General features: G+C 68.9%; 16 protein-coding genes. 4 read left to right on the forward strand and 12 right to left on the reverse strand.

What is annotated here, in order from left to right; all coding sequences use genetic code 11:
- Window positions 1-551 precede the first annotated feature (551 nt).
- Window positions 552-5,180 carry a T9SS type A sorting domain-containing protein gene (locus tag AAFU51_14610; protein MEO1572484.1) on the reverse strand — a complete coding sequence of 1,543 codons (4,629 nt, stop codon included), beginning with the start codon at window positions 5,178-5,180 and terminating at the stop codon, window positions 552-554.
- 229 nt (window positions 5,181-5,409) lie between these two features.
- Here AAFU51_14610 and AAFU51_14615 point away from each other — a divergent pair, with 229 nt between their 5' ends.
- Window positions 5,410-7,086 (forward strand): hypothetical protein, encoded by a 1,677-nt coding sequence (locus AAFU51_14615; protein ID MEO1572485.1) that lies wholly within the window; start codon window positions 5,410-5,412, stop codon window positions 7,084-7,086.
- Between the two features lie 13 nt (window positions 7,087-7,099).
- Here the strand turns inward: AAFU51_14615 and AAFU51_14620 are convergent, their stop codons facing one another.
- From AAFU51_14620 to AAFU51_14660, 9 genes are all read right to left on the reverse strand, one after another.
- Window positions 7,100-8,245, reverse strand: a complete 1,146-nt coding sequence (locus AAFU51_14620; GenBank protein MEO1572486.1) for a glycosyltransferase — start codon at window positions 8,243-8,245, stop codon at window positions 7,100-7,102.
- The gene (locus tag AAFU51_14625; GenBank protein MEO1572487.1) at window positions 8,242-8,925 is read right to left on the reverse strand and encodes a hypothetical protein; all 684 of its coding nucleotides are present in this window, start codon (window positions 8,923-8,925) and stop codon (window positions 8,242-8,244) included. The genes AAFU51_14620 and AAFU51_14625 overlap by 4 nt, the downstream gene beginning before the upstream one ends.
- A 139-nt stretch (window positions 8,926-9,064) precedes the next feature.
- Window positions 9,065-9,817 (reverse strand): 1-acyl-sn-glycerol-3-phosphate acyltransferase, encoded by a 753-nt coding sequence (locus AAFU51_14630; GenBank protein ID MEO1572488.1) that lies wholly within the window; start codon window positions 9,815-9,817, stop codon window positions 9,065-9,067.
- A 165-nt stretch (window positions 9,818-9,982) separates the two neighbouring features.
- Window positions 9,983-10,354 carry a DUF4296 domain-containing protein gene (locus tag AAFU51_14635; GenBank protein MEO1572489.1) on the reverse strand — a complete coding sequence of 124 codons (372 nt, stop codon included), beginning with the start codon at window positions 10,352-10,354 and terminating at the stop codon, window positions 9,983-9,985.
- A gap of 3 nt (window positions 10,355-10,357) precedes the next feature.
- Complete coding sequence (locus AAFU51_14640; protein ID MEO1572490.1) at window positions 10,358-10,678, reverse strand: hypothetical protein; 321 nt, start codon at window positions 10,676-10,678, stop codon at window positions 10,358-10,360.
- A gap of 259 nt (window positions 10,679-10,937) precedes the next feature.
- Complete coding sequence (hisG, locus tag AAFU51_14645; protein ID MEO1572491.1) at window positions 10,938-11,864, reverse strand: ATP phosphoribosyltransferase; 927 nt, start codon at window positions 11,862-11,864, stop codon at window positions 10,938-10,940.
- Window positions 11,865-11,951: 87 nt separating this feature from the next.
- On the reverse strand, window positions 11,952-13,388 hold the full coding sequence (locus AAFU51_14650; GenBank protein MEO1572492.1) for a DUF4837 family protein: 1,437 nt from the start codon (window positions 13,386-13,388) through the stop codon (window positions 11,952-11,954).
- Between the two features lie 61 nt (window positions 13,389-13,449).
- Window positions 13,450-14,277 (reverse strand): tryptophan synthase subunit alpha, encoded by an 828-nt coding sequence (trpA, locus tag AAFU51_14655; protein ID MEO1572493.1) that lies wholly within the window; start codon window positions 14,275-14,277, stop codon window positions 13,450-13,452.
- 87 nt (window positions 14,278-14,364) lie between these two features.
- Window positions 14,365-16,047, reverse strand: a complete 1,683-nt coding sequence (locus tag AAFU51_14660) for a capsule assembly Wzi family protein (GenBank protein MEO1572494.1) — start codon at window positions 16,045-16,047, stop codon at window positions 14,365-14,367.
- 206 nt (window positions 16,048-16,253) lie between these two features.
- Between AAFU51_14660 and AAFU51_14665 the strand changes: the two genes are divergently transcribed.
- Window positions 16,254-18,788, forward strand: a complete 2,535-nt coding sequence (locus AAFU51_14665) for a glycosyl hydrolase (protein ID MEO1572495.1) — start codon at window positions 16,254-16,256, stop codon at window positions 18,786-18,788.
- 7 nt (window positions 18,789-18,795) lie between these two features.
- Here the strand turns inward: AAFU51_14665 and AAFU51_14670 are convergent, their stop codons facing one another.
- Both AAFU51_14670 and prmC read right to left on the reverse strand, forming a co-directional pair.
- Complete coding sequence (locus tag AAFU51_14670; GenBank protein ID MEO1572496.1) at window positions 18,796-19,260, reverse strand: GNAT family N-acetyltransferase; 465 nt, start codon at window positions 19,258-19,260, stop codon at window positions 18,796-18,798.
- Between the two features lie 11 nt (window positions 19,261-19,271).
- Entirely contained in the window at window positions 19,272-20,180 is a 909-nt protein-coding gene (gene prmC, locus AAFU51_14675; GenBank protein ID MEO1572497.1) for a peptide chain release factor N(5)-glutamine methyltransferase, read from the reverse strand.
- A gap of 210 nt (window positions 20,181-20,390) precedes the next feature.
- Between prmC and AAFU51_14680 the strand changes: the two genes are divergently transcribed.
- Together AAFU51_14680 and aroB are read left to right on the forward strand one after the other, a co-directional pair.
- Entirely contained in the window at window positions 20,391-21,182 is a 792-nt protein-coding gene (locus tag AAFU51_14680) for an SDR family oxidoreductase (GenBank protein ID MEO1572498.1), read from the forward strand.
- Window positions 21,183-21,248: 66 nt separating this feature from the next.
- Window positions 21,249-22,364 carry a 3-dehydroquinate synthase gene (aroB, locus tag AAFU51_14685; GenBank protein MEO1572499.1) on the forward strand — a complete coding sequence of 372 codons (1,116 nt, stop codon included), beginning with the start codon at window positions 21,249-21,251 and terminating at the stop codon, window positions 22,362-22,364.
- Window positions 22,365-22,366: the final 2 nt, after the last annotated feature.

A 22,366-nucleotide genomic window follows, 5' to 3' on the forward strand; every position in this document is an offset into this window, starting at 1 on the left:
AATAGTCGCAACCACTGTCCCGAAGAGAAACCGTACGCCATACGCCAGTGATTCGGCATTCGCTTGTGTGCCTTCTATCGCTGCTATGATCTGCACAGTGCTTAGAACCGTACCAATCAGTAGCAGCCCAGCCGTCCCGAGTAGCAGCAGCCTACGAGGACGTAGTCGGCCGGTCTCCGTGTGATTGCGGTGCCTCCAAGCCAGCAGTGCAACCACGAGGGCGCCAAGACCTGGTGCCAGGAAACCGTAGGGCTGTGCGATGAAGTCTAGAATCAAAATCAGAGGGGGGCCGTGGACGATGCTTGTCAAGCTAACCCTGACCTTGCAACCTTGTCATCCTGGTTGCGGGGCCTGAAAGGCGAGGTAGGGAGAGCGTGCTAGCGCATCGGCTCCCCCCGTTTTGGTTGACAGTCGCTCTGCTCCCATGTCAACCAAAACTGTCCCCCTCACGCGTGAGGGGGACAGCTTGACCGCCGTTTCAGGCGCGTCAAGCGGGGGGAGCCGACCGAAGCGCTGTGGGAAGCGGCTTGGCTCTCCATCATCTGGTTGCCTCAGCGCATCAGGACCATGCGCTTGGTGGCGCGGAAGGAGCCGGCCTGCAGGCGGTAGAGGTAGACGCCGCTCGCGAACGCCCGCGCGTCCCAGCGGACCTCGTGGAAGCCCGGGGCCTGCTCGCCGTCGAAGAGGACGGCCACGCGGCGACCGGCGATGTCGTAGACCTCCAGCGTGACATGCTCCGTTGTGGGCAGGTCGTAGCGGATGGTCGTGGTCGGGTTGAACGGGTTGGGATAGTTGCCCCCGAGCGCGAACTCGGTGGGCAGCGTCGGGTCGCCCTCGGCGGACACGTCGGAGACGACCGTCGTGACGGCGTCCGGCTCGGTGGGCGCGGCCTCGCGGTTGCCCGCGGGATCCTGTGCGACGGCGAAGAACGCGTACGTGCTGCCGACCTCGCCGGTGTAGGACGCGCCTACGGCGTCAGTCCGCAGCCACACGTCGTACGGCCCGCCGTCGACCGAGACGAAGACGGTATAGGACTGCACGCCCGCCGCGTCGTCGGCGCCCGTCCACGAGACGGGGAACGTCGCCCGCGTCTGCTCATCGGCGAGGTCTTCCACGGTGCTCGTCGGGGCCTGCGAGTCGAGCGTGTTCGACCACAGCGGCGTATCGATGGGCTCGTTGAGGTCGAAGAAGATGCGCGCCTCGTTGGTAACCACGCTGCCGGACGGGAGGTCGTCCTTCGTCGCGACACGGAAGAAGACGCCGCCGTCGCCCTCAGGCGGCGTGTTGTTGGGCGGCAGGAAGCCCGCGAAGGGGTCCTCGGGCAGCGCGCCCGTCGCCGGGTCGAGGCCCGTGAACCGCCAGGTCGCGATGCCGGTCGCGCGGTCGAGCACGGCGTCGACCTGCACGAGCAGGCTGTTGGCCGGGCGCAGGTCAAGCGTCGTCGTGAACGCCGAGAGGCCCGGCGGCGGCGTGTAGCTCCATTCCCCGAAGTAGACCGTGCCCATCGTGAACGTGTCGAGGTCGAAGCGCGACGTATCGAGGGTGTCCACAACGATCACTTCGAGCGCGGGGGCGGTCGCCTCGGGCTTGTTCTCGAAGCGGATCTGATAATTGAACGGGTCGCGGCCGTTCACATAGCGCGCGTCGCCGGCGCCGGACGGCCCCAGCTTGTCGTTCGGGTCAATGGACGCTACGATTCGCGCGTCGTGACTGACGCCGAAGAAGCGGTCCATCACAGGCCCGCAGTTGGCTGCGACCGACGCGACGCCGGCACCGCCCGTGAGCAGCACCTTCATCGTCTTGAGGATCGCCTTGCCCGCCTTGAGCGCCGGGATAAATTCGGCCCCGCAATCGAGGAGGAGCCCGCCGATCGATACCAGCAGCTGCGACATGTAGGCCAGGCGCTGGTCCTCCGTGGACGCCATCGCGCCGCTGATGCTGTCCAAGAAGATCTTGCCGAGGAAGACTTCCGCGCTGCGAATGCACCCGACGCCGGGGATGAAGTCGAGGACGATGTCGGCCGCCGAGCTGAGGATTGCGTAGACGCAGTTGACCGTGTCCGACGTGCCACCGCTTTGGAGCGCGGACGCGAAAGCCTGCGCATACTCCGGCGCGAGGCGTGCGGCGGCGGCTTCGCTCGGGAAGCTGAGTAGCATCGGGTCGGCCGTCCACGCGCTCAGTTGCGGCGTGATCGCGAGGAAGTCGAGCGTGACCGTCTCGCCCGGCGGCACGAGCGGCAGGACGAGCGGATAAATCAGCTGGTCGAGCGTGTCGAGCACGGTCTCGTACTCCTCCCACGAGCCGAAGTCGGTGAAGCCCGGCGGCGCGTTGAGGTCGCCGAGGTCGAAGAGCGGTTCGAGCGCGGCGTCGATGCGCGGGTCCTTCTGGAGCGAGATGTAGAGCGGGACCAGCACGGCGTCGGCGTTGCCGCGGTTGGTGACGCTCACGCTGTAGCGCGCCAGCCGCCCCGGCCGCACCGCAGGCGGGCCGCCCACGTCCACCCACAGGTCGGGCGCGACGGCGTCTTCGATGGTGAACGCCGCCGCGAGCGTTTCGGACGGCCCGCTGCCGCTCGTCACGACCACATCCCACGTGCCTGTCGGCGCGCCGGTGAGGTCGAACGACCCCGCTACCTGATCGGCACCGGTCTCGACGTACTGCGGCGCGAGCACGGTGCCGCCGTTGCGCAGTTCGATGGACGCGCCCTCGGCGAAGCCCTGGCCTACGGCGCGGACGAACGCCGTGCCCTCGCTGCCCGCCGTGGTCGGGGTGACGTAGAACACGTCGAAGGCGTCGGACGGCGAGCCGTCGGCGATGGTGACGGTGCCGCGCGAGGTCGATCCTAGCGTGTAGGAGGCGTCGGGCAGGAGGGTGACGATGACCGTCTCGCCGTCGTCGGCGTTGGCGTCGTTGCGCGGGAAGATCAGGAGGTCGACGGAGCGCGCGCCAGCCGGGATCGTGACCGTGGAGCGGGTCGTGCTCGTGACGTAGTCGGCGAACGGCGTTGCGGTGCCGCCCAGCGAGAACGGGACGACGACCGGCGTGGCGAGCGCGAAGTTGGTGCGGAGCGTGACGACGCCTGGCACGCGGCCGTCCTCGGCAGCCTCTGGCGTGGTCACGTCGAGCGCGATCGTGAGCGGCCCGGGCGCGATGGTGAGCGGGCCGCCCGTGGCGCGTCCGCCGCGGGGGTCTTCGGCTACGACGTCGTAGGTGCCGAGTTGGCCGCCCGCGCTGAGGTCGGCGACGACCTCGACGAGGTCGGGGCCCATGCTGCGGATGCCGAGCGGAATCTCCGGCGCACCCACCGGGTCTGCGCAGCCGTTGCAGACAAGTCGGAACGTCGCGTCGGGCGCGAATCCGCTGCCGGAGAGCGTCAGCGTGCGCGGAGCGCCGGTCTCCACGACGGGCGTTTCGAGCGTGAGCGATGGCCCGAGCGTCGGGACGCCCATCACGGTCGTGAGCAGGAAGCCCTGATCGAAGTCGCCGACGCTGGGGTAGAGCGTGACGCCGTTCTCCGGAGCCACGAGGCCGTCGAACTGGGCGAAGGTGCCCTCGATCTGGCCGAGGATCGGCGTGAACGTGTCGCCCGGCTGCGGGGCGAAGCCGTCGATGAACGCCACGTTGAGCGTGCCGTCGAGCGAGGCGGTGGCGGTGCCGAGCACGTCATACTCCGTCTGCGCGGTCGTCCCGCCGAGTTCGATCGCGAGCGTGCCGTCGCCGTTGGGATAGGTCCCCGCTACCTGGAGCCGCCCCGGCGACAGGCCCGGCGCGACCGTGCCCGCGTTCTCGAACGTGCCGTTGAACAGGCTCAGCGTCCCCACGCCGCGCAGCGTGCCTGCCTCGGTGTTCTCGAATACGTCCGTGATGGTCAGCGAGCCGTCCTCGATATCGAAGGGGCCTTCGTTCACGAACGGGACCGCGAGTTCGAAGAAGAAGCGGCTCGTCTTGCGCGCATCGCTGCGGTTGACCACGCGGCCGGTACCGTTGATGGCGCGCGTCGAGGCGCTTAGGATCAGCGTGCCGTCGTTGACGATCTCGGCGTTCTGCAACGTGAGGCCCTCGGTGACATCGACCGTGCCCGTGTTCGCCAGCGTCCACCCGTCGAGGGTGCTTCGCAGTTCTACAAAGCCGCCCTCCGCGACGGACAGCATGCCGGTGCCTGTGAGCGTCGTCTGAAAGCCTGTTTCCAGCGTGCCGTGCACGGTGAGCGCGTCGCCTCCGTTGAACGTAGCGCCGCTGCTGAGTTCGAAGGTGAGCCCGGCCGGAATCTCCAAGTCGGGCGCGTCGAGCGTGGTGGTGCCGTTGACCTCGATGGTGCCGGTACCGCCGAGCGTGACGGTGGTGAACGTGTGGGTCGCGCCGTTCTGGAAGCGCAGCAGCTTGTCATCGGCGACGGTGAGCGTCGCGCCCGTGTGTGTGCTTGGCGCTTCGATGAGGATGTTGTCCTCCTCGACGACGAGCGCCCCCGTGTTGGTTAGCGGAACCTGGATCGGGACGCTGCCGCGGTTGACCTTGCGGAGCGTGCCGCTGTTACGCAGTTCGCCATCGCCCGCGATGCTGCGTCCGCCACCGCCGCCCTCGTGGATCAACTCCCCGCGGTTGTCGAGGACGGTGCCGTCTTCGATCGTGAGCCGCTCCGTGATACGCAGCAGACCGTTGTTTAGCACAGTCGGCGCGGCGAGGGTGCCCTGCACGCTCAGCTCGCCTGCCGCTGCGACCTCAACGGGGCCGTCGCTGCGGAAGACGGTGGCCGTCGCCGAGCCCATGCGCAGCAAGCCGCCATTGACGCTGACGCTGCCGCTGACGTCGAGGAGGTAGGAGAAGTCGAAGCGCCCGCCGGTCTGCACGCGGAGGTCGCCGCTGAGCGTAAGGTTGACGTTGCCGCCGCTGGTGCGCAGCCGCTGCTCGCCGTCCATGCTGCCCGAGCCGACCGTGAGTTCACCGGCCTCCGCCGAGGCGTTCAGCGTGACGATGTAGGTGCCTGGCGTCGTGATGCAGACCTGGTCGCCGATGCCCGGCACGCGGGCCGGGGCCCAGTTGGTGGCGTCGGACCAGACGCCGTTGTCGGGCTCGGCCCACGAGATCGAGCACTGGGCGAACGAGACCGCAGGAGAAAGCGCGGCGGCAAAAAGGAATGCGGGGAAGAGGACGGCGAGCGCGAGGCGTAGGAAGCGTTGCATGACCGGCACAGATTGCGAGGAGGGACGCGATACAGGGAGGGACGAAGGGGGTGCGTAGTAGCCTCCGTGCGATTCGCTCGCGAAAGTGATCACCCGCTCGCCACTTTTCCGGGATCGGCTGAGGCGCGCTCAGGGCAACCACGCACGAAGTAAGCCGAGCGAAGCGAAACACGGGCGTCCGGCGAACCGTGCAGGGGACACGACTCCGCGAAGTAATCCTCCTGCGCCGGTGCCTGCCCGCTACGTCTTCCTGCTCCTGACCGCGGTCCTGAATCCTGCTGCCCTCGCGCAGCCCGTGAAGATCGCCGTGACGGACGAGGTGGTGCGGACGATCCCGGCGGACTACTACGGCATCCAGTACCACCGCAACACCTACAGCGCGCCCGTTGCGCTCGCCAAGCTGGAGCAGCTGCCCTTCACGAGCGTGCGCATCTGGGCCTACCCTCGGCTCTTCAGCCCCGAACCTGGCGTCTGGGACTGGAGCGACCTCGACCGGGAAATCAGCGAGGTCGTCGCGGCGGGCTACGTGCCCATCGTATGCCTCTTCCAGGGCGAGGACTGGCGCACCAGCACCGCCGATGACCCGTGGTGGAACGACGCCACGCAGCACGCCGCCTGGACCGAGGCCGCGCGCGCCCTTGCCACACGCTACGCCGACGACGTGGACACCTGGATCGTCTACGACGAGATCAACTACCTCAGCGCCGAGCGGCCGTACTACTTCCCCCTCAACCTCTCGGCGACGCTCTACCTCGACGCCGCGCGCGCCATCCGCGACGCCGATCCCGGCTCCGCGATCGGCGGGCCGTCGGGCTTCTCGGGGTGGGAGAACGGCTACTGGGCCGCGCGCGTCCTGTCGCGTCCCGACGGCCCCGCGTTGCTCGACGTCGTCTCGTCGAACCTCTTCCTCTCGTGGAACGCCGACGACACCGACGCCACGATCATGGGCCGCACGATCTGGTACGAGGAGGCCCCGCTCAAAATCCGCACGCAGACGGCCGGGCACCCTGACCTCCGGTTGATGCTCGACGCCTACAACGTGTCCGCGCTCTGGACGCGCGACGGCACGCCGACCGGCGAACTCTGGACCGACCCGCGCAACGTGGACACCTTCGGCGGAGTCGTGCAGACAGCGGCGCTGCTGCACGCGGCGCAGGGCGGCTTCGACATCGCGCTGCGGTGGGAGACGCTCGGCGGCTTCGGCGTGCTGCGGTGGTACCCGGCCTTCGAGGAGCGCGCGCCGTACTACGCCTGGCAACTCCTCGCCGGGCCCGGCCGCCTGATGCCCGGCAGCACGCTCCTGCGCACCGCCACGACGGCTGCGCCGCTGCCCGACCTCCCGCACCACTCGGGGATGAACGTCCACGGCTACGACGTGCAGCCCTTCGCCGTGCGCGACGAGACCGGTGTGAGTGTCGTCCTCCTGAACAAGACCCCCGAGGCGCAGACTGTCATGGTCGCCCGCCCTGCGGGCATGGCTGGGCACACGCTGTATCGCTTCGAAGACGGTCGCCACGCTGAGGCGCTGACCCCGCTCGACGAGAGCGAAGCTGGGACGCTCGACCTCACGCTCCCCGGCACGAGCGTCACCGTCGTGCACTATGCCGCCGCAACCGGCACGGCTACCGAGACGACGCCCGGGCGCACCCGCCCGAGCCTCGCCGTCGCGCCCAACCCGAGCATAGGACCTGTGACGCTCCATCTCACGCTGCCCGAACCCGCCTCCGTCCGCCTCGATGTGCGTTCGGCACTCGGACGACGCATCGCCACGCTGGCCGACGAGGTGCGCGGAGCTGGGACGCACACGCTCCCCCTCGACATGCAGGGCTGGGCCGCAGGCGTCTACTGGGCGCAGCTCTGCGCCGGTTCTGAGTGCACGGTCCGCGCGTTCACGGTGGCGCGCTGAAGTCAGCGGCTCGCTACACGCTCCGGCCTTTCCAGGCCACACCGCCTGTCCCGTGGCTCACAGCCGAGTCCAATTGGAGCACGTTGGCGAGCACGAAGACGAGCGGCGCGACGACGGGGAGCCACAGTGGGAGCCGCCGCGCGAGGTCGCAGCCGCCTTTGAGCACGACGGCGCTGGCGAGCAGCCATGGAACGCCGCCCGCAAGCGCCAGCCACGGCCCGACGACGAACAGCGCCGCGTAGAGCAGCCACAGCGGCACGAACGTCGAGGGCCGCCCGCCTGCGAGGAGGTAGGCGTTCTTGCGGAAGCCACGCCATGCCTCGCCGAGCGTGCCATACATCCGCACCGAGACGCAATCGCCAAGCTCGACGAAGTGGAGCCGCATGCCCTCGCGCTTCAGCGTCCGGCCGATCTGCACGTCTTCGAGGATGTCGTCGCGGTGCGTGGCGTGTGGCTCGTGCTGGCGGTAGGCCTCGCTGCGGATCGTCCAGACCTGCCCGTTGAGCGCCCCGACCGATGGGGCACGGGTGCGCGGGACGAGCGGCAGCGGCAGCGCGCTTAGGATCGAGAAGGGGACGAGGCTCGTCAGCAGCGCGGCCCCGCCCCGGTCACGGTAGAGCGGCAGCCCCGACAGCACGGTGGCGTCTGGTCCTGATGCCGTCTCACACGAGACGAATCGCTCGACGAGGCGCCGGAGCGCGTCGGGGCCGAGCAGCCCGGTGTCGGCGTCGAGGAAGACGAACATGCCGCCGGTGGCGTGGCGCGTGGCTTGGTAGAGCGCGTGCGGCTTGCCGAGCCAGCCCGCCGGTGGCCCATCGCCGCGCAGAGGACGAAGCGTGTGCCCCGCCGTCTCGAACGCCGAGGCATGCTCGTGCAGCACGTCCCAGGTCGCGTCGTCGGAGGCGTCGTCGACTACGATGACCTCGACGTGCGGGTAGGTCTGCGCCGCGAGCGAGGGCAGGAGGTGGCGCAGGTTGTCCTCCTCGTTGCGTGCCGGGACGAGCACCGATAGCGCCGGTAGCGCCTCGTCCGGAGTAGGATGCGGCGTGCGCGTCCGGCGCAGGTATGCCAGGTTCACGAGCAGCACGAGTGCCATCCCCGCGTGCATCACGCCGAGTACGGCGATGGCTATCTCCGTCCAGTCGAAAGGAAGGCTCACGGCGGGTCCGTGAGGAACTGCCGGAAGAGCACCGGGGGCTGCTCGGCGAGCAACTGTTCGCGGAGGCCGTCAGCGGCGTCGTGGCCGAGCTTGTGCATCGCATACCACGCCCACACGTCGGCTTCCACGCGGGGGATGCCCGTGTGCGGGTGCTGCGGGAGGACGCGCCGGAGGTGCCGGAACCGCACCAGCGCCGCGTTCACGTCGCCGCCGAAGATCGAGGGCTTGTAGAGTAGTGCCTGGCCGTCCACGAGGAGGACGTAGGGGTCGTCGTCGTCGAGCGCTTTGGCGCGGTCGAGGAGGGCCTCCGAGCGGCGGCCGTAGGTCGGCACCTTCCACGGCGGGGCGTTGGCGACGCGGTAGGCCCAGAGCGCCGAGAGCAGCGCCAACTCGCGGGCCGACTCCGCCTCGTCGGCGTCGGGGAGGTCATCGAGGTAGGTGCCGTCCTGCGTGATCGGGAAGAGCCGGTAGCGGGCGAGGAGCCGCTGCTCGACCGTCGCGGCGTCCTGGTAGAGCCGCTTCATCGCGGTCACGTCGCGCGAACCGTAGAACGTCGCGAGCGAGTCCGAATAGGTGGCGAAGGAGAGCACGGCGGGCGGGGCGGGCGCGTCGCCGTCGGCACAGCACGCAGGGGGCGTCGGCGAGAGCATCGTCAGCAGGAGCACCAGCAGCGTCGGCATGGGCGGCGGGAGGCGTGCGAGGCAAGCGGGAGCGGATACACTACCCGCCACGCAAGTTTAGGGCGCAGGAGGCGGTTCGCGAATTGCCCCCTGCCGAAGAACTCGTGAGGGTGGCGCGGTGCGTGCTCAGCGGAGCGGCCTAGCTGAAGCGCTGGAGCAGCGGCCCGAGGACCGTCAGGTTCCAGCGTTCGCCCGGAGCGCGCTTGCCGTCGAGCAACACCCGCGAAGCCGCCGGTACTCCGTCGATCGTCACGCCGTCGCCAACTGGACGGACCGCGCGGAGCCGGTTAAGGAGCGCATCGAGGCGAGGGCGTTCGTCACCGTCAGGTGCGTCGTGCGGCGTATCGCCAGTTAGAAGAGCGATAGGGCGGTCGGCGTCCCACCACGTCAGCCGCAGCGCGACGGGCCACCACGCTGCGTCGGGCACCAGCCGCGCGACGCGCGCCAAGTCAGCTGTCTCGAACGGGCCGATGCCTGCGTCCGGCGGTCGCTGCTCGCCCTCGGGAAATAGAAACAGCGTGGTCTCGGGCACCGCGCGCATCCGGCGCGCGGTCTCGCGGAGCGTCTGGGCGCGCCGGCGGGCATCGTCCTCGGGAAACGGCAACGTGCCGAGGGGGCCGAAGAGCGGGATCTGGTCGTGCTCGCGCATCCACACGAGCGGCGGGCGGTCGAGGTGCTGCGTGAGGAGCCACCAGAGCAGGTAGCCGTCGAAGAAGCTGTGGTGGTTGGCGTAGAGGACAACGGGCTGGCCCTCGGGCAACAGCGGCCACGCCCCGACCCAGCGCACCGACCGGAAGCTCGACCGCAGCGACGACCGGATCAGCCCGGCTACCGTCCGGCGCACGCCGCGCGCCACGAGCGACTGGTTCGACGAGGTCGTGAGGATGCGCACGTCAGAACCTGTTTGGTGAGGGAGGATCAGGGCGAAAGCGAGCGAGACGGCCGTCTTCGAGGCGCGTGAAGCAGGCGATGCGCACGCATCGGCGATGCAGCGCAACGCGGAAGGCGGGGGGTCGCAGCCGCTTGCAGCCCATCAGTGCTCTTGCCAGATAGGTTCTCAAAAGTCCTGCTGGCGGAGGGCAGTGCTGGCCGTGTTGAGCCGTACGATCACGGAGTCGTAGACCTGCCGCAGCCGCTCCGGCTCTGCGGTGAGCGCGTCGAGCGCCGCCTCGAAGGCGGTCGTGTCGAGGCCGTGCTGGGCGAGTGCGGTGACCCGCAGCGAGTCGAGCGCGAGGGGCCGTCCGGCCGTGCTGTCGCCGAACGTCTCGCGGCGGGCGTCCAGCAGGTGGAGGTCGGTCAGGGCGGCCACCATCGTGCTGTCGGGCACATCGGCTCCCGGCGCACCGCCACAGCCGGAACTGAGCGGTACGACCAAGAGGACACCGAGCAGCGCCCCGAGCAGCCCTACGACCTGCGCCCTTCGAGCCACGTCCTACCCCTCGGCTCCTACGAGGTCCACCTCCATCTTCAGCAGGTGGGCCGCGTAGGTCTTGCCCTGCGCGTCGAGCTTGAGCGAGACCGTGCCGCCGCCGCCGAGCGCGCCGTGGAGCAGGAAGTTGAGCGCGTGCAGGTTGGGCAGTTCGAAGCGCTCGACCTCGCCGGTCACCATCGGCCCGAAGTGCGCCTTCACGCGCTCCGGCGTGAGCAGCGCCTGGAGCGTGGCGTAGTGCTCTGGCTCGCGTGCGATGATGCCGACGTTGACGGCGTCGCCCTTGTCGCCCGAGCGGGCATGGGCGATGTCGAGGAGTTTCATGGGACGCTTCTGTTGGTCGCTGTGGAAAAGCAGATCACAAGATACTGGGCATTGGCCTCTACACTTTGCAGGGCTCCCCCCGTCCTGCGTCGCCTCCGCGCTCACGCGCTCCGCTCCTCGGACTGTCCCCCTCACGGGTGAGGGGGACAGTTTCACGACCCTTCATGGGGAGTGAAACGGGGGGAGTCAAGAGGCGTGCCTCGCGCTCATTCGGAGCCGGTGCAACGCGGCGTGACCGTCCCTCAGGCCGTAGGCTGTCCTACGGAATGATCTTGTCGATCGGGTACTCGATCAGCCCCTCTGCGCCAAGGCGCTTCAGTTCGGGGATGATCGTCCGGACCTCACGCTCGGCGATCACCGTCTCGATGGCGACCCAGCCCTCGGTGAAGAGCGGGGAGATCGTCGGGTTGCGCAGCGCGGGGAGCTGCTTCACGATCTCCGGCACGGCGGCGCGCGGCGCGTTGAGCTTGAGACCGACCTTGCCCTCGGCGCGGATCGCGCCCTGCATCAGCATCGCAAGGTTCTCGATCTTCTTCCGCTTCCACGGGTTCTCCCACGCGGCTTTGTTGGCAATGAGCTGCGTGTTCGATTCCAGCAGCACCTCGGCGATGCGGAGGTTGTTGGCGCGCAGCGAACTGCCGGTCTCGGTGACCTCCACGATGGCGTCCACGAGGTCGGGGGCCTTGACCTCGGTCGCGCCCCAGGAAAACTCCACGTCGGCCTCGACGCCGTTGCTCTCAAGCCATGTGCGGGTCAGGTTGACGACTTCCGTCGCAATGCGCCTGCCCTGAAGGTCTTGGACGCCCTGGATCGGCGAGTCGTTGGGCACGGCGAGCACCCAGCGGACAGGCCGCATCGAGGCCTTTGAGTAGACGAGGTTTTCGACGACCTGGACGTCGGCGCCGGTCTCGGCGATCCAGTCGAGGCCGGTGATCCCGGCATCGAAGACGCCGTCCTCGACGTACTTCGCCATCTCCTGCGCGCGGACGAGCATCGCGGTCAGCTCGTCGTCGTCGATCGAGGGGAAGTAGGAGCGGCTGCGAACCGAGAAGGAGAAGCCCGCCTTGTCGAGCAGGTCGAACGTCGAATCCTGGAGGCTGCCTTTTGGCAGGCCGAGCTTGAGGAGGCGACTCTCGTCGGCCCCGTTCTTGGCAAGGCGCGAGATGGTTTTTGTTTGGGTAGACATGGGGTAGAGGTGCGTGGTTCTCGCTAGATAGGACGGGGACCAATACCCCGCAGCGAGAACCTACAACGCGAGCATCGATCCCATGATTCAGCCGGGCTCGTGATGAGCCGCGTCGAAATGCTGCGTAGGATGATGCGTGGCCACCTCGGCTGCACCTACGTTCATGTCGGTGATGCTAGCCCATAGGTTGTCACCCTGAGCGAGCACAGCGAGTCGAAGGGTCTCCGTCTCGTCACCGCATTCCAGTTGGGACACGACGCCGATCCTAGGATCTCCCGCCTGCGCGGGGGCAAGACTCTTCGACTGGGATCCTGCGGATCTCCGCTCAGGATGACATAGAACGGGAATCGATGCGCGGCCAGCGGATTCACGGAGGCCAAGTGCGGCGACCTCCGCCGGACCGGCCGCTGCGTCGGCAATGCGGAACGTGCGCGCCATCGCCTCGAGCTGGCGCACGAACTCGCGCTTGTCCTTGCCGGGAGCGAGGACAAAGCCATACATCAGGTAGAGCCGTTCCTGCGTCGGCTCGTGGAAGGCGTAGGCGATGAACGGGCCGCCCTGCACAAACAGGTTCATGCGCCACAGCCCGCGCACTTCGAGCGCCTCGTTGCCGCCGATGGTCGTCGTGTCGAGGTCGACCGAGATGCGCGGCTCGGTGAAGACGTAGGCGCTGTCGTTCTGCGCGCCACGCAAGAACTGGCTCGTCACGCGGTCGAAGCGACGGACGATCAGACTCGGTTCCAGCAGGGCTTCAGCCTCGTCGGCGGAGACGCCGTCTACGTAGTAGACGAGAAGGTTGCGCTGGATCTCGACGAGCGTGCGCCGCAGCCACACCACGTGCGCCTCGGTGCCGACGTCGAACGGCGGGGCAGGTGCGAAGCTGGTGTCGGTGGCGATGAAGTAGTCGTGCTGGATGCCGACCGCGAAGTCGTGGTCTTGCATCAGCGTGTCTTCGAGCAGGATCTGGCGGCCCTTGTCGTACATCTCCGTGGTCGTCCCGGCGAGTTGGACGGCGTTGAAGTTGCGCCGCATCTCCGAGCCCTTGGCGCGGATCGCGTCAGCGAGGCGCTCTGGCGTGGTGTCCGTGGCGAAGTAGATCATCTGCCCCCGCGCCCAGAGGTCGGGCCGCTCGATCACGCCGCCGCCAGGGTCGGCCGTGGCGATGGCCGCGCGCGTGTCCTCGCCGAAGCGTGCCTGGAGGAAGCGCGCCGTGTTGGTCGAGTCGCTGAGCGGGGCCACGAAGACGACCGACCGCTGCAGCTTGATGTTGTTTAGGAACTGCGGCGCGAGGCCCTGCCGCCGGACGCTGAACGCAGGCTCGCCGCCGACCGGGTTGAGCGTGGTCACGTTGCTCGCGAGCTCTTCGCGCAGGGCGTCGCCGACCGGCCCGGCCGACGTCTCGGAGTCGGTCACCTCGAGCACCTCGCCCAGCAGCCCGCGCTCCTGCGGCACATACGGCTCGCCAGACCCGCACCCAACGAAGGGCACTAGGAGAGTCAGGAGCAGAACGAAGCGGAGGAGCATAGAGCGTGTTGCGTGTTTCGTATTGGGCAGCGGGTGAGACAACACGCAATACGAAACAGGATCAGCCGTATTTCAGCCGCCGTGCGAAGTCGGCAATCTGCGTGAGGCGGTCGGCGTCCGAGAGCGACGGGTCGTCCCAGAGGCGCTCGGCCTCGCGGATGAGCGCGCTCCCGACAATGAAGCCGTCGGTGTGAGCGGTGAGCCGAACCGCGTCGTCGTTCGACTTGATCCCGAAGCCGACGAGCAGCGGGTTGGCTTCGACGAGGCTTCGCGCGCGGGCCAGGTAGGCGTCCGTGCGGTCGGCGTCGCCCAGTCCCGTGCCAGTGAGGCCGGTGATGGAGACGGCGTAGACGAAGGCGCTGGCGCGGACATCGACAAGTCGGACGCGGTCGTCCGTGGTGTTGGGCGCGATGAGAAAGACGAGTGGCAGCCCCGCGGCCTGGGCCTCGACCTCGATGAGGTCGGCCTCTTCCGGCGGGAGGTCAGGCAGGATCAGTCCGTCCACGCCCGCAGACACGGCATCGCGGCAGAAGTTGCCCGCGCCGTAGCGCAGCACCGGGTTGGTGTAGCCCATGAGCAGGAGCGGCGTCTCGCTCTCCGCGCGGAAGGCCCGCGCCGTCTCGAAGGCGTCGGCCATCGTGACGCCGTGCGACAGCGCGCGCTCCGAGGCCTCTTGGATGGGCAGCCCCTCGGCGAGCGGGTCGCTGAACGGCATCCCAAGCTCGATGAAGTCAGCCCCGGCGTCGTCGATGGCGCGCAGGATGGGCAGCGTGGCGGCCGGGTCGGGGAAGCCGTTGGTGAGAAAGAGCCCCATGGCCTTCTCGCCGCGTTCGGTCGTGGCGGCAAGGGTATCACGGAGGCGGTCGGTGGGTCTCGGGTCTTGGGGCACGGGTCGCAGGTCGAAAGTCAGGGGGCGAACCTACGACGTGGTAAGCGAGGCGTCAGCGAAGGTGCTGTGCGAACGACTTGGAGCGTGCTAGAACCCCATCTGGTAGATCCGCTCCAGTTGGACCGAGACGCCTGCCTCGACGATGCCAACGAAGCGCGTCCGGTTCACGCCCTCGACGTTGTTCTCGTTGCCGACGAGGTTAACGCCGAAGTCGGCGCGGATCCAGGCGTTGGGGATCGGCTGGTAGCGTACGCGCGTCGCGAGGCGGAGCGTGCGTTCGAGGGTCCCGTCCAGGAACGTCGGCGCTTCCTCGTCGGTGGGGTAGGGCTGGCGCGGGTCGCGGATGCCCTGTAGGAGCACCTCGGCGCGCGGCTGCACCATGAGGCCTGGCACGAAGGCGTCGGCGTAGGCTTCGCCCCAGACGGCGAAGCGGAGGTAGTCGGAGAACTGCGTGCCGAGGCCCCGCTGCGCAAATAGGTAGCGGCCCTCTGGCTGCGTGGTGTTGTAGGCGCGCCCCGAGACAGCGTCGGCCTCCAGCCCTAGGTCGAGCCACGGCCGTACGCCCGCCAGCGTGGCCGTGCCCGCGAGCGCCACCGAGGCAGGCTCCGAAGCGTTCAGCACGTCGAGGTCGTCGAGCAATAGCTGGCCCTGGAGCGTGAGCTTGCCGATCTGCCCCCAGATGAGGCCCGCTGCAAACCCGTTGTTCTCGTCGTTCTTGGGCGTGTTGTCGACGAGGAGGAGGAAGAGCGAGGCCGGGTTGAAAAACTTGGGCGAAAGCGACGCATTGGGTCCCGAGTAGACCACGGCCTCCATGAACGCCAGCCCGAAGTGCTTCGTCGGCCGCCAGTCGAAGCGGTGCGCGGCGAGGTAGCGCCGGACGCCGGTATCGCCCAGGAAGCGCTCGCCGACGCGCCCGGTGAAGCGCCCGTCGTCGGTCACGCTGTCGAGTTCGCCGATGGTGCTGTGCAGGCTGAAGCGCTCGCCGCCGAGGCGCAGCCCGATCTGGTCGAACGTGCGCGGGTTGTCCGAGAGCAGGAGCGCCGTCTGCCCCGGGATGCCCCAATGCTGTGCGTAGCGCCCGACGTAGAGCCCGGCGCGTTTGCCGCCATAGCCGACGTAGCTGTCCTCGACGCGCGAGACGCGGCGCAGCACCACGTCGAGCCCGTCGGGGTCCTCGTTGAGCACCGAATTGGCCTGCCCGCCCGCCTGTGCGATGAAGTCCCCGTACGCCATCCAGGCATTTAGGTGGAGGCTGTAGTGAAACCGAAACGGACCGGCTTGGACGCCGGGGTCGATGAGGCGTGCGAGGTCTCGCGCTGCGCGTTCGTCGCCCGGCAGCGCGTCTACGTCGAGGGGTTCCCCTTCGGGGAGCGGCGCCGGCTCGGGCAGGGCGCTTACGTCGAGGAAGCGCAGCGGGTCGAGGCGGTCGTTGGTGGTCGAGAGGCCGCCCGCGCCCGCGTGCAGGCCGAGCTGCACCGCACCAGAGTCGTGGCGTTCGCCGTCGGGCCGCGCGCCGTCGTAGCGGACGCGGAGCAGGTCCACCCAGCCCTGCTCGGTCGGCGACAAGTTCTTGGGATCGAGCGCGTGGAGCGCGTCGCGCAGGTCAGCCTCGCGGTAGGGAAGCAGGGTCGGGTTTAGCTCCAGCAGGTGGCCGCGCCGCTGCAGGCGCTCGATGTAGTGCGCCGCCCAGTCGTCGGGCGTGACGAGGCGGGCCGGTTGGGCCAGCACGGTGGGGGCGAGCAGCAGGAGCAGGAGGACGGGCAGGCGCACGGACCGGAGAGGCTTAGTGAACAGGGCACCCTAAGATGCGAACAGCACCGGCCACTGTGCGAGGCCCTCGTGGTATCGCTTAGGACTCTAGGGCTAGGTAGGCGGAGCGATCAGGGTGTCGGTCATGCGCGTAGGTGTCGGAACGCATGAACAATGCCGCGAGCCTCTGGTAGGCCCTGGGCGCTTCCCTTCATCGCCCCGAATAGATGGCCTTCCGACTTCGCCTGATCTCGCTTCTCTTCCTGCTCGTCGCGCTGGCGGCACTGCCACAAGCCGTCGCACAGCAGCAGCCGGTGGGGCAGGGGAGCTACGCCACCACGCAGCCGGGCGGCACGGTGGGGCCACAGAACGCAGCGGGGCGCAACGTCTTCCCGCTCGTCGCCGAGGGCTTCGACCAGCCGGTCCAGACGAACGACTTCTGGAGCAGCCTGCTCTTCCCGTTCTTCGAGAACCCGTTCTCGGGGCCGCTCCTCGCGCACCCGCTCTCGGCCCGCGCGCTCTCTGAGGGCCTGCAAATGGGCTACGAGCCCAACGCCGTCCTCGCCGCCACCGACTACTTCTTCCCCTACACTCCGCAACTCATCGTCGGCGTGGAAGGCCTTGCAGCGAGCGAGACCGCGGTGAAGGGCTACGGCGACTGGACCGTCACCGCACGCTGGGAAGACGGCACGAACACGCTGGAGGCCACGCTCGGGCACGGGCTGCCGTTCGTCTTCTTCGAGCGCACCGGCGGCGACGCACGCATCGCCTTCGCAGGCACGCCGACCGTCTGGCTGGACGACGGCAACGTGCTCGGCGTCACCGTGGACGGCCGCCACTACGGCATCTTCGGCCCGACCGGCTCCGACTGGACCGGGACGAGCGTCGTCACGTCGGACCTGAACGGCGCCGACTACTTCTCCGTCGCCCTGCTGCCCGACACAACGCCGGGCACGTTCGCGCGCTTCCGCGTCCGCGCCTACGCCTTTGTCACCGACACCCGCGTGGAGTGGGTCTACGACGAGGCCACGGCCCGCCTGCGGACGACCTACACCGCCACCACCGAGCCGAAGGAGAGCAACCCCGGTCTGCGCAACGAGACGCTCACGGCGCTCTACCGTCACCAGTGGCTCCACACCGAGACGCCGACCACCGGCCTCACCTACGAATCGCCGCGCGGCACGATGCGCCTGCTCGAAGGCAACACCTTCGTCACCGACCTCCCGTTCGATGGCGTGCTGCCCTCGCTGCCGGACCGCGGGGCCTACGACCGCGCCACGCTGCGCGGCTTCGTCGAGCAGACCGCCCGCGAGACGCTGCCGATCATCGACACCTATTTCGGCGGCAAGGCGCTGGGCCGCTTCGCCCGCCTCGTCCACATCGCCGACCAACTCGGCATGGCGACCGAGCGCGACTATTTCCTCGCCCAGATCAAGACGCGGCTGCAGGACTGGCTCACGGCGGGCGGAGCGCAGCAGTACTTCTACAACGCGACGTGGGACGTGCTCACGGGCTACCCGGCGAGCTTCGGGTCCGACACGCAGATCAACGACCACCACTTCCACTGGGGCTACTCGATCATGGCCGCCGCGACGGTCGCGCAGTACGACCCCGCGTGGGCGGCTCAGGAGAACTGGGGCGGAATGGTCAACCTGCTCATCCGCGACGCCGCCAACTGGGACCGCAGCGACACGCAGTTTCCGTTCCTCCGCTCGTTCGACGCCTACGCCGGCCACGGCTGGGCGTCCGGCCACGGCGACTTCCCCGACGGCAACAACCAGGAGTCGAGCTCCGAGTCGATGCAGTTCGCCGCGGCGACGGTGCTGTGGGGCGCGCTCACCGGTCAACAAGATATCCGCGACCTCGGCATCTACCTATTCGCCACCGAAGCGTCGGCCATCGAGGAGTACTGGTTCGACGTCAACGACGAGGTCTTCCCCGAAGCCTACTCGCGTGTGGCGCTCGGCATCGTGTGGGGCGGCAAGGGCGCGCACACGACGTTCTTCGGCACCGAGCCCGAGTTCATCCACGGCATCAACATCCTGCCGCTCACGGGCGGCTCGCTCTACCTCGGCCGCCACCCGGACTTCGTCACGCGCAACTACGACGCCGTGGTGGCGGCGCGCGGCGGCCAGCCCGTGATCTGGAAGGACATCCTCTGGGAATACCTCGCCTTCAGCGAGCCCGACCGCGCGCTCGACTTCTACCTCGCCGACCCGACCTACGAGCCCGAGGGCGGCGAGTCCCGCGCGCACACGCTGCACTGGCTCTACAACCTCGACGCGCTGGGCCTCGTCGACACGACCGTCACCGCCGACGCGCCCACCGCCGCCGTCTTCCGCGACGACGAGGGCACGCCCACCTACGTCGCCTTCAACCCTAACGGCAAGCCCACGACCGTCGCCTTCTCCGACGGCTTCACGCTCGACGTGCCCGCCCGTGAACTCGTCTCCGAGCGCGGTACGGGCGTTGCCACCGAGGAGCCCGCGGGCGTCCCGGCGCAGTTTGCCGTGCGGCCCAATGCGCCCAATCCGTTCTCGTCGCGCACGACGATCCGCTACACGCTTCCCACGCCGAGCACTGTGACGCTGCGGGTCTACGATCTCCTCGGTCGCATTGTCTACGAGACGACACGGGCGGGCACCCCGGCAGGAACGCACGCCATCGAGGTCGACGCGCGGGGATGGCCGAGCGGAGTCTACATCGCACAGGTCGAGACAGAGCGCGCACAGCAGACGATCCAGATGACGCTCGTGCGGTGAACAAGGCTCACGTCCACGGATCGGGCTTGAGCACGGCCATGAAGCGCTCGGGGAAGGGCACGCGCTCGAAGCCGACTTGCTCGTAGAACGCATGCGCGTCCTGCGTGGTGAGGAGCCAGCGGCTCACGTGCTGGAGGCCGGGGTGGTCGAGGATGCAGCGCATGAGCCACTGCCCGAGGCCGCGCCCGCGGTAGGCGGTGAGGACGTACACGTCGGCGAGGTAGGCGAACGTCGCGGTGTCGGTCACGCAGCGCGCGCCGCCGATCTGAACGCCGCCGCCGTTCTCGTCGAACAGGCCGAAGCAGAGCGAGCCGTCGGCAGCGCGCTGCACGATGTCGAGCGGGACGCCGGGCTTCCAGTAGGACTCCGCCGCCAGAAACGCCTGCATCGCGGCCACGTCGAAGCGCGCGCGGTCGGTGGTGACGGTGAAGCCGTCGCGGTGCCACGTGGCGGGGGGCAGGGCGTCAGGCATGAGGAACGTGGCTACTCGGGGCGCGGATGCGCAGGCTGCTGGGCGAGCACGATGCGGTCGCGCCTGGCGAGGTCCTGGCGTAGCGCGGCGTGTCCGAAGCCTTCTTCGCTGGCGTAGAGGTCGCGCACAGCCCGGCCGTAGTCGGCGTGCGTCTCCACGACGAGCCAGCCGCCGGGCTTGAGCAACTCGGCCCCGACCACGGCGAGCGCGCGGTAGAAGCGTAGCGGATCGCCGCCGGTGACGAGCGCGCCTTCCGGCTCAAAGTCGCGCACCTCCGGCTGGAGCGTGTCGAGTTCTTCGTCAGGGACGTAGGGCGGGTTTGAGAGCACGAGGTCGAAGCGGTTCTCGACGCGCTCGGTGAAGCGCGGGTCGAAGAGGTCGGCGTGCACGAACGCCACGTCGAGGTCGAGCCGCTGCGCGTTGCGCATCGCCACGTCGAGCGCCTCGGCGGACACGTCGACGGCGAACACCTCGGCGTCGGGCCGCTCGTGCTTCACCGCCAGCGCGATGGCCCCGCTGCCCGTCCCGATGTCGAGCACCCACGGCGCGTCGGCGTCGGCGATGGTTGCCAGCGCGGCCTCCACGACCTCCTCGGTCTCCGGGCGCGGGATGAGCACGGCGGGCTCGACGCGCAGCGCGAGGCCGTAGAAGTGCGCCTCGCCGGTGACGTACTGCAGCGGCTCGCGGGCCAGCCGCCGGGCCACGAGCGCCTCGTACTGCGCCGCCTCGTCGGCCGAGAGCAGCGCCTCGGGGTAGGCCAGCAGGTGCGCTCGTCCCACGCCGATGACGTGCGAGAGCAACCATTCGGCATTGCGTTCGGGTGCCTCGACGCTCGCCAGGCGCAGGCGGGTGATGGCGTCATTGAGCAGGGCGCGGCGCGAGAGGTCGGGCATCGGGGCGGCGGCGGTGGGGAAGAGCATGCAGTCTAGCAGTGCCGCCCGGTGACGAGCAAGCGATGGGACGAGGGTAAACGCCCGCAGACGCCGCACGCGCTCCGTGTGGCATCCAAAGAATGAACGAGATCGGAGCGGTACCGTTGACGCCTGGCGCGCCCTCGCTGCACCTTTCGACCCTCGACCCTCGACCCTCGACCCTCGACCCTCGACCCTCGACCCTCGACCCACCCCGCCATGAATTCGTACTACGGCCAGACCGTCCTCGTCACCGGCGCATCGAGCGGGATCGGAGAGGCGATGGCCCGCCAACTCGCCTTCCAGCAAGCTCGGCTGCTGCTCACCGCGCGCAGTGAGGACAAGCTCAATGCGCTCGCCGACGAGTTCCGCCGCGCCGGGGCCGAGGTCGACGTCCTCGCTCACGACCTTGGCGAGGCGGGGGCCACCCAGACGCTCTACGACCGGATCACCGAAGCGGGGCACGAGGTCGACGTGCTCATCAACAACGCGGGGTTCGGCTACGTCGGTGCCTTCGCCCAGCAAGACGCGGCCAGCGTGGAGGGCATGGCGACGCTCAACATGACCAACCTCACGGTCTTGACGCGGCTCTTTCTCCCGGCGATGCTCGCGCGCGGACGCGGCGGCGTGCTCAACGTCGCCTCGACGGCCTCCTACCAGCCGATCCCGCTCATGAGCGTCTACGCGGCGACGAAGGCCTACGTGCGCAGCTTCTCAGAGGCACTCGCTGCCGAGGTGGGCGGCACAGGCGTCGCCGTGACCTGCCTCTGCCCCGGCCCCACAGCCACGGCCTTCGCCGACGAGGCGGGCATGAACGAGAAGTTCTTCCGCGTCGCCGAGACGCCTGAGAAGGTCGCCGCCGTCGGCCTCGACGCGCTGCTGCGGGGCAAGCGCACCATCGTGAGCGGGCTGCCCAACAAGGTCGGCGCCGTGGCCTCGCGCTTCATCCCCACCGGCCCGGCGCTCGCCGTCACCCGCCGCATCATCGAGACGCAGGCTATGGACCATTGATGATGTATGATTGAGGATGGGGAGTAGACGATAGGCAATGGGCTAATTCAGGGCTTGCACGACCACATGGAACATCAAACATCGACCCTCGACCATTCGCCGGTGCTGGTGGCGCTGCCCGAGGACCGCGGCTACCCGATCTATTTCGGTGACCTCGGCGACCTCCCGATGCGGATGCGGGTGCGCGGGCTGACGCCGGGCGCGTGCTTCGTGGTGACCGACGAGCATGTCGCATCGCATTACCTCGGGCCGCTCCTGCACACACTCCGGCAGCGCCACTGGCGGCCCGAAGCGCTCGTGCTCCCGGCGGGCGAAGGCACCAAGTCGATGGTGCACCTCGCGCGCATCCAGACGTGGGCGCTGGAGAACGGCATCGACCGGCGGCGGCCGATGATTGCGCTGGGCGGCGGCGTCGTGGGCGACCTCACGGGCTTCGCCGCCGCGACGACGCTGCGCGGCGTGCCGCTCGTCCAGGTGCCGACCTCACTCGTGGCGCAGGTCGACTCGGCCATCGGCGGCAAGACGGGCATCAACCACCGGATGGGCAAGAACCTCATCGGCGCGTTCTACCAGCCGCGCTTCGTGCAGGTCGACCAGGCCGTCCTCGCCACGCTCCCCGAGCGCGAGTGGACGAGCGGGCTCGCCGAGGTGGTGAAGTATGCCTACATCGCCGACGCCGCGTTCTTCGAGTTCCTCGACGCACACTGGGACGCGCTCCTCGCGCGCGAGCGGGACGCCGTCGCGCACGTGCTCCGCCGCTCCGCCGAGGTCAAGGCCGATGTTGTCAGCCGCGACGAGCGCGAGGGCGGACGCCGGGCGCTGCTCAACTTCGGGCACACGTTCGCGCACGCCATCGAGAAGGCGGCAGGCTACGGGACGTTCACCCACGGCGAGGCCGTCGCGGTTGGGATGCGCGCCGCGCTGCACCTGTCCCACACGCTGCGGCAGGCCTTCCCGCTGGAGCGCGCCGACGCGCTGGCCGCCCGGCTCCCCGTTCCCGGCTCGCTCGACGCCTTCACCAACGCCGACCTGATCGCGGCGATGCAGTCCGACAAGAAGCGCCAGGCCGGGCGGCTCCGCTTCATCGTCCTCGACGAGATCGGCGCGGCGCGCGTCACCGACAACGTCGCCCTGGAAGCCGTCGAGGCGGCCTGGGACTACGCGCGCCAGGTCAGCCGGTAGGC

This window comes from Bacteroidota bacterium, from assembly GCA_039821555.1.
Taxonomy (GTDB): Bacteria; Bacteroidota; Rhodothermia; order Rhodothermales; family Rubricoccaceae; genus JBCBEX01.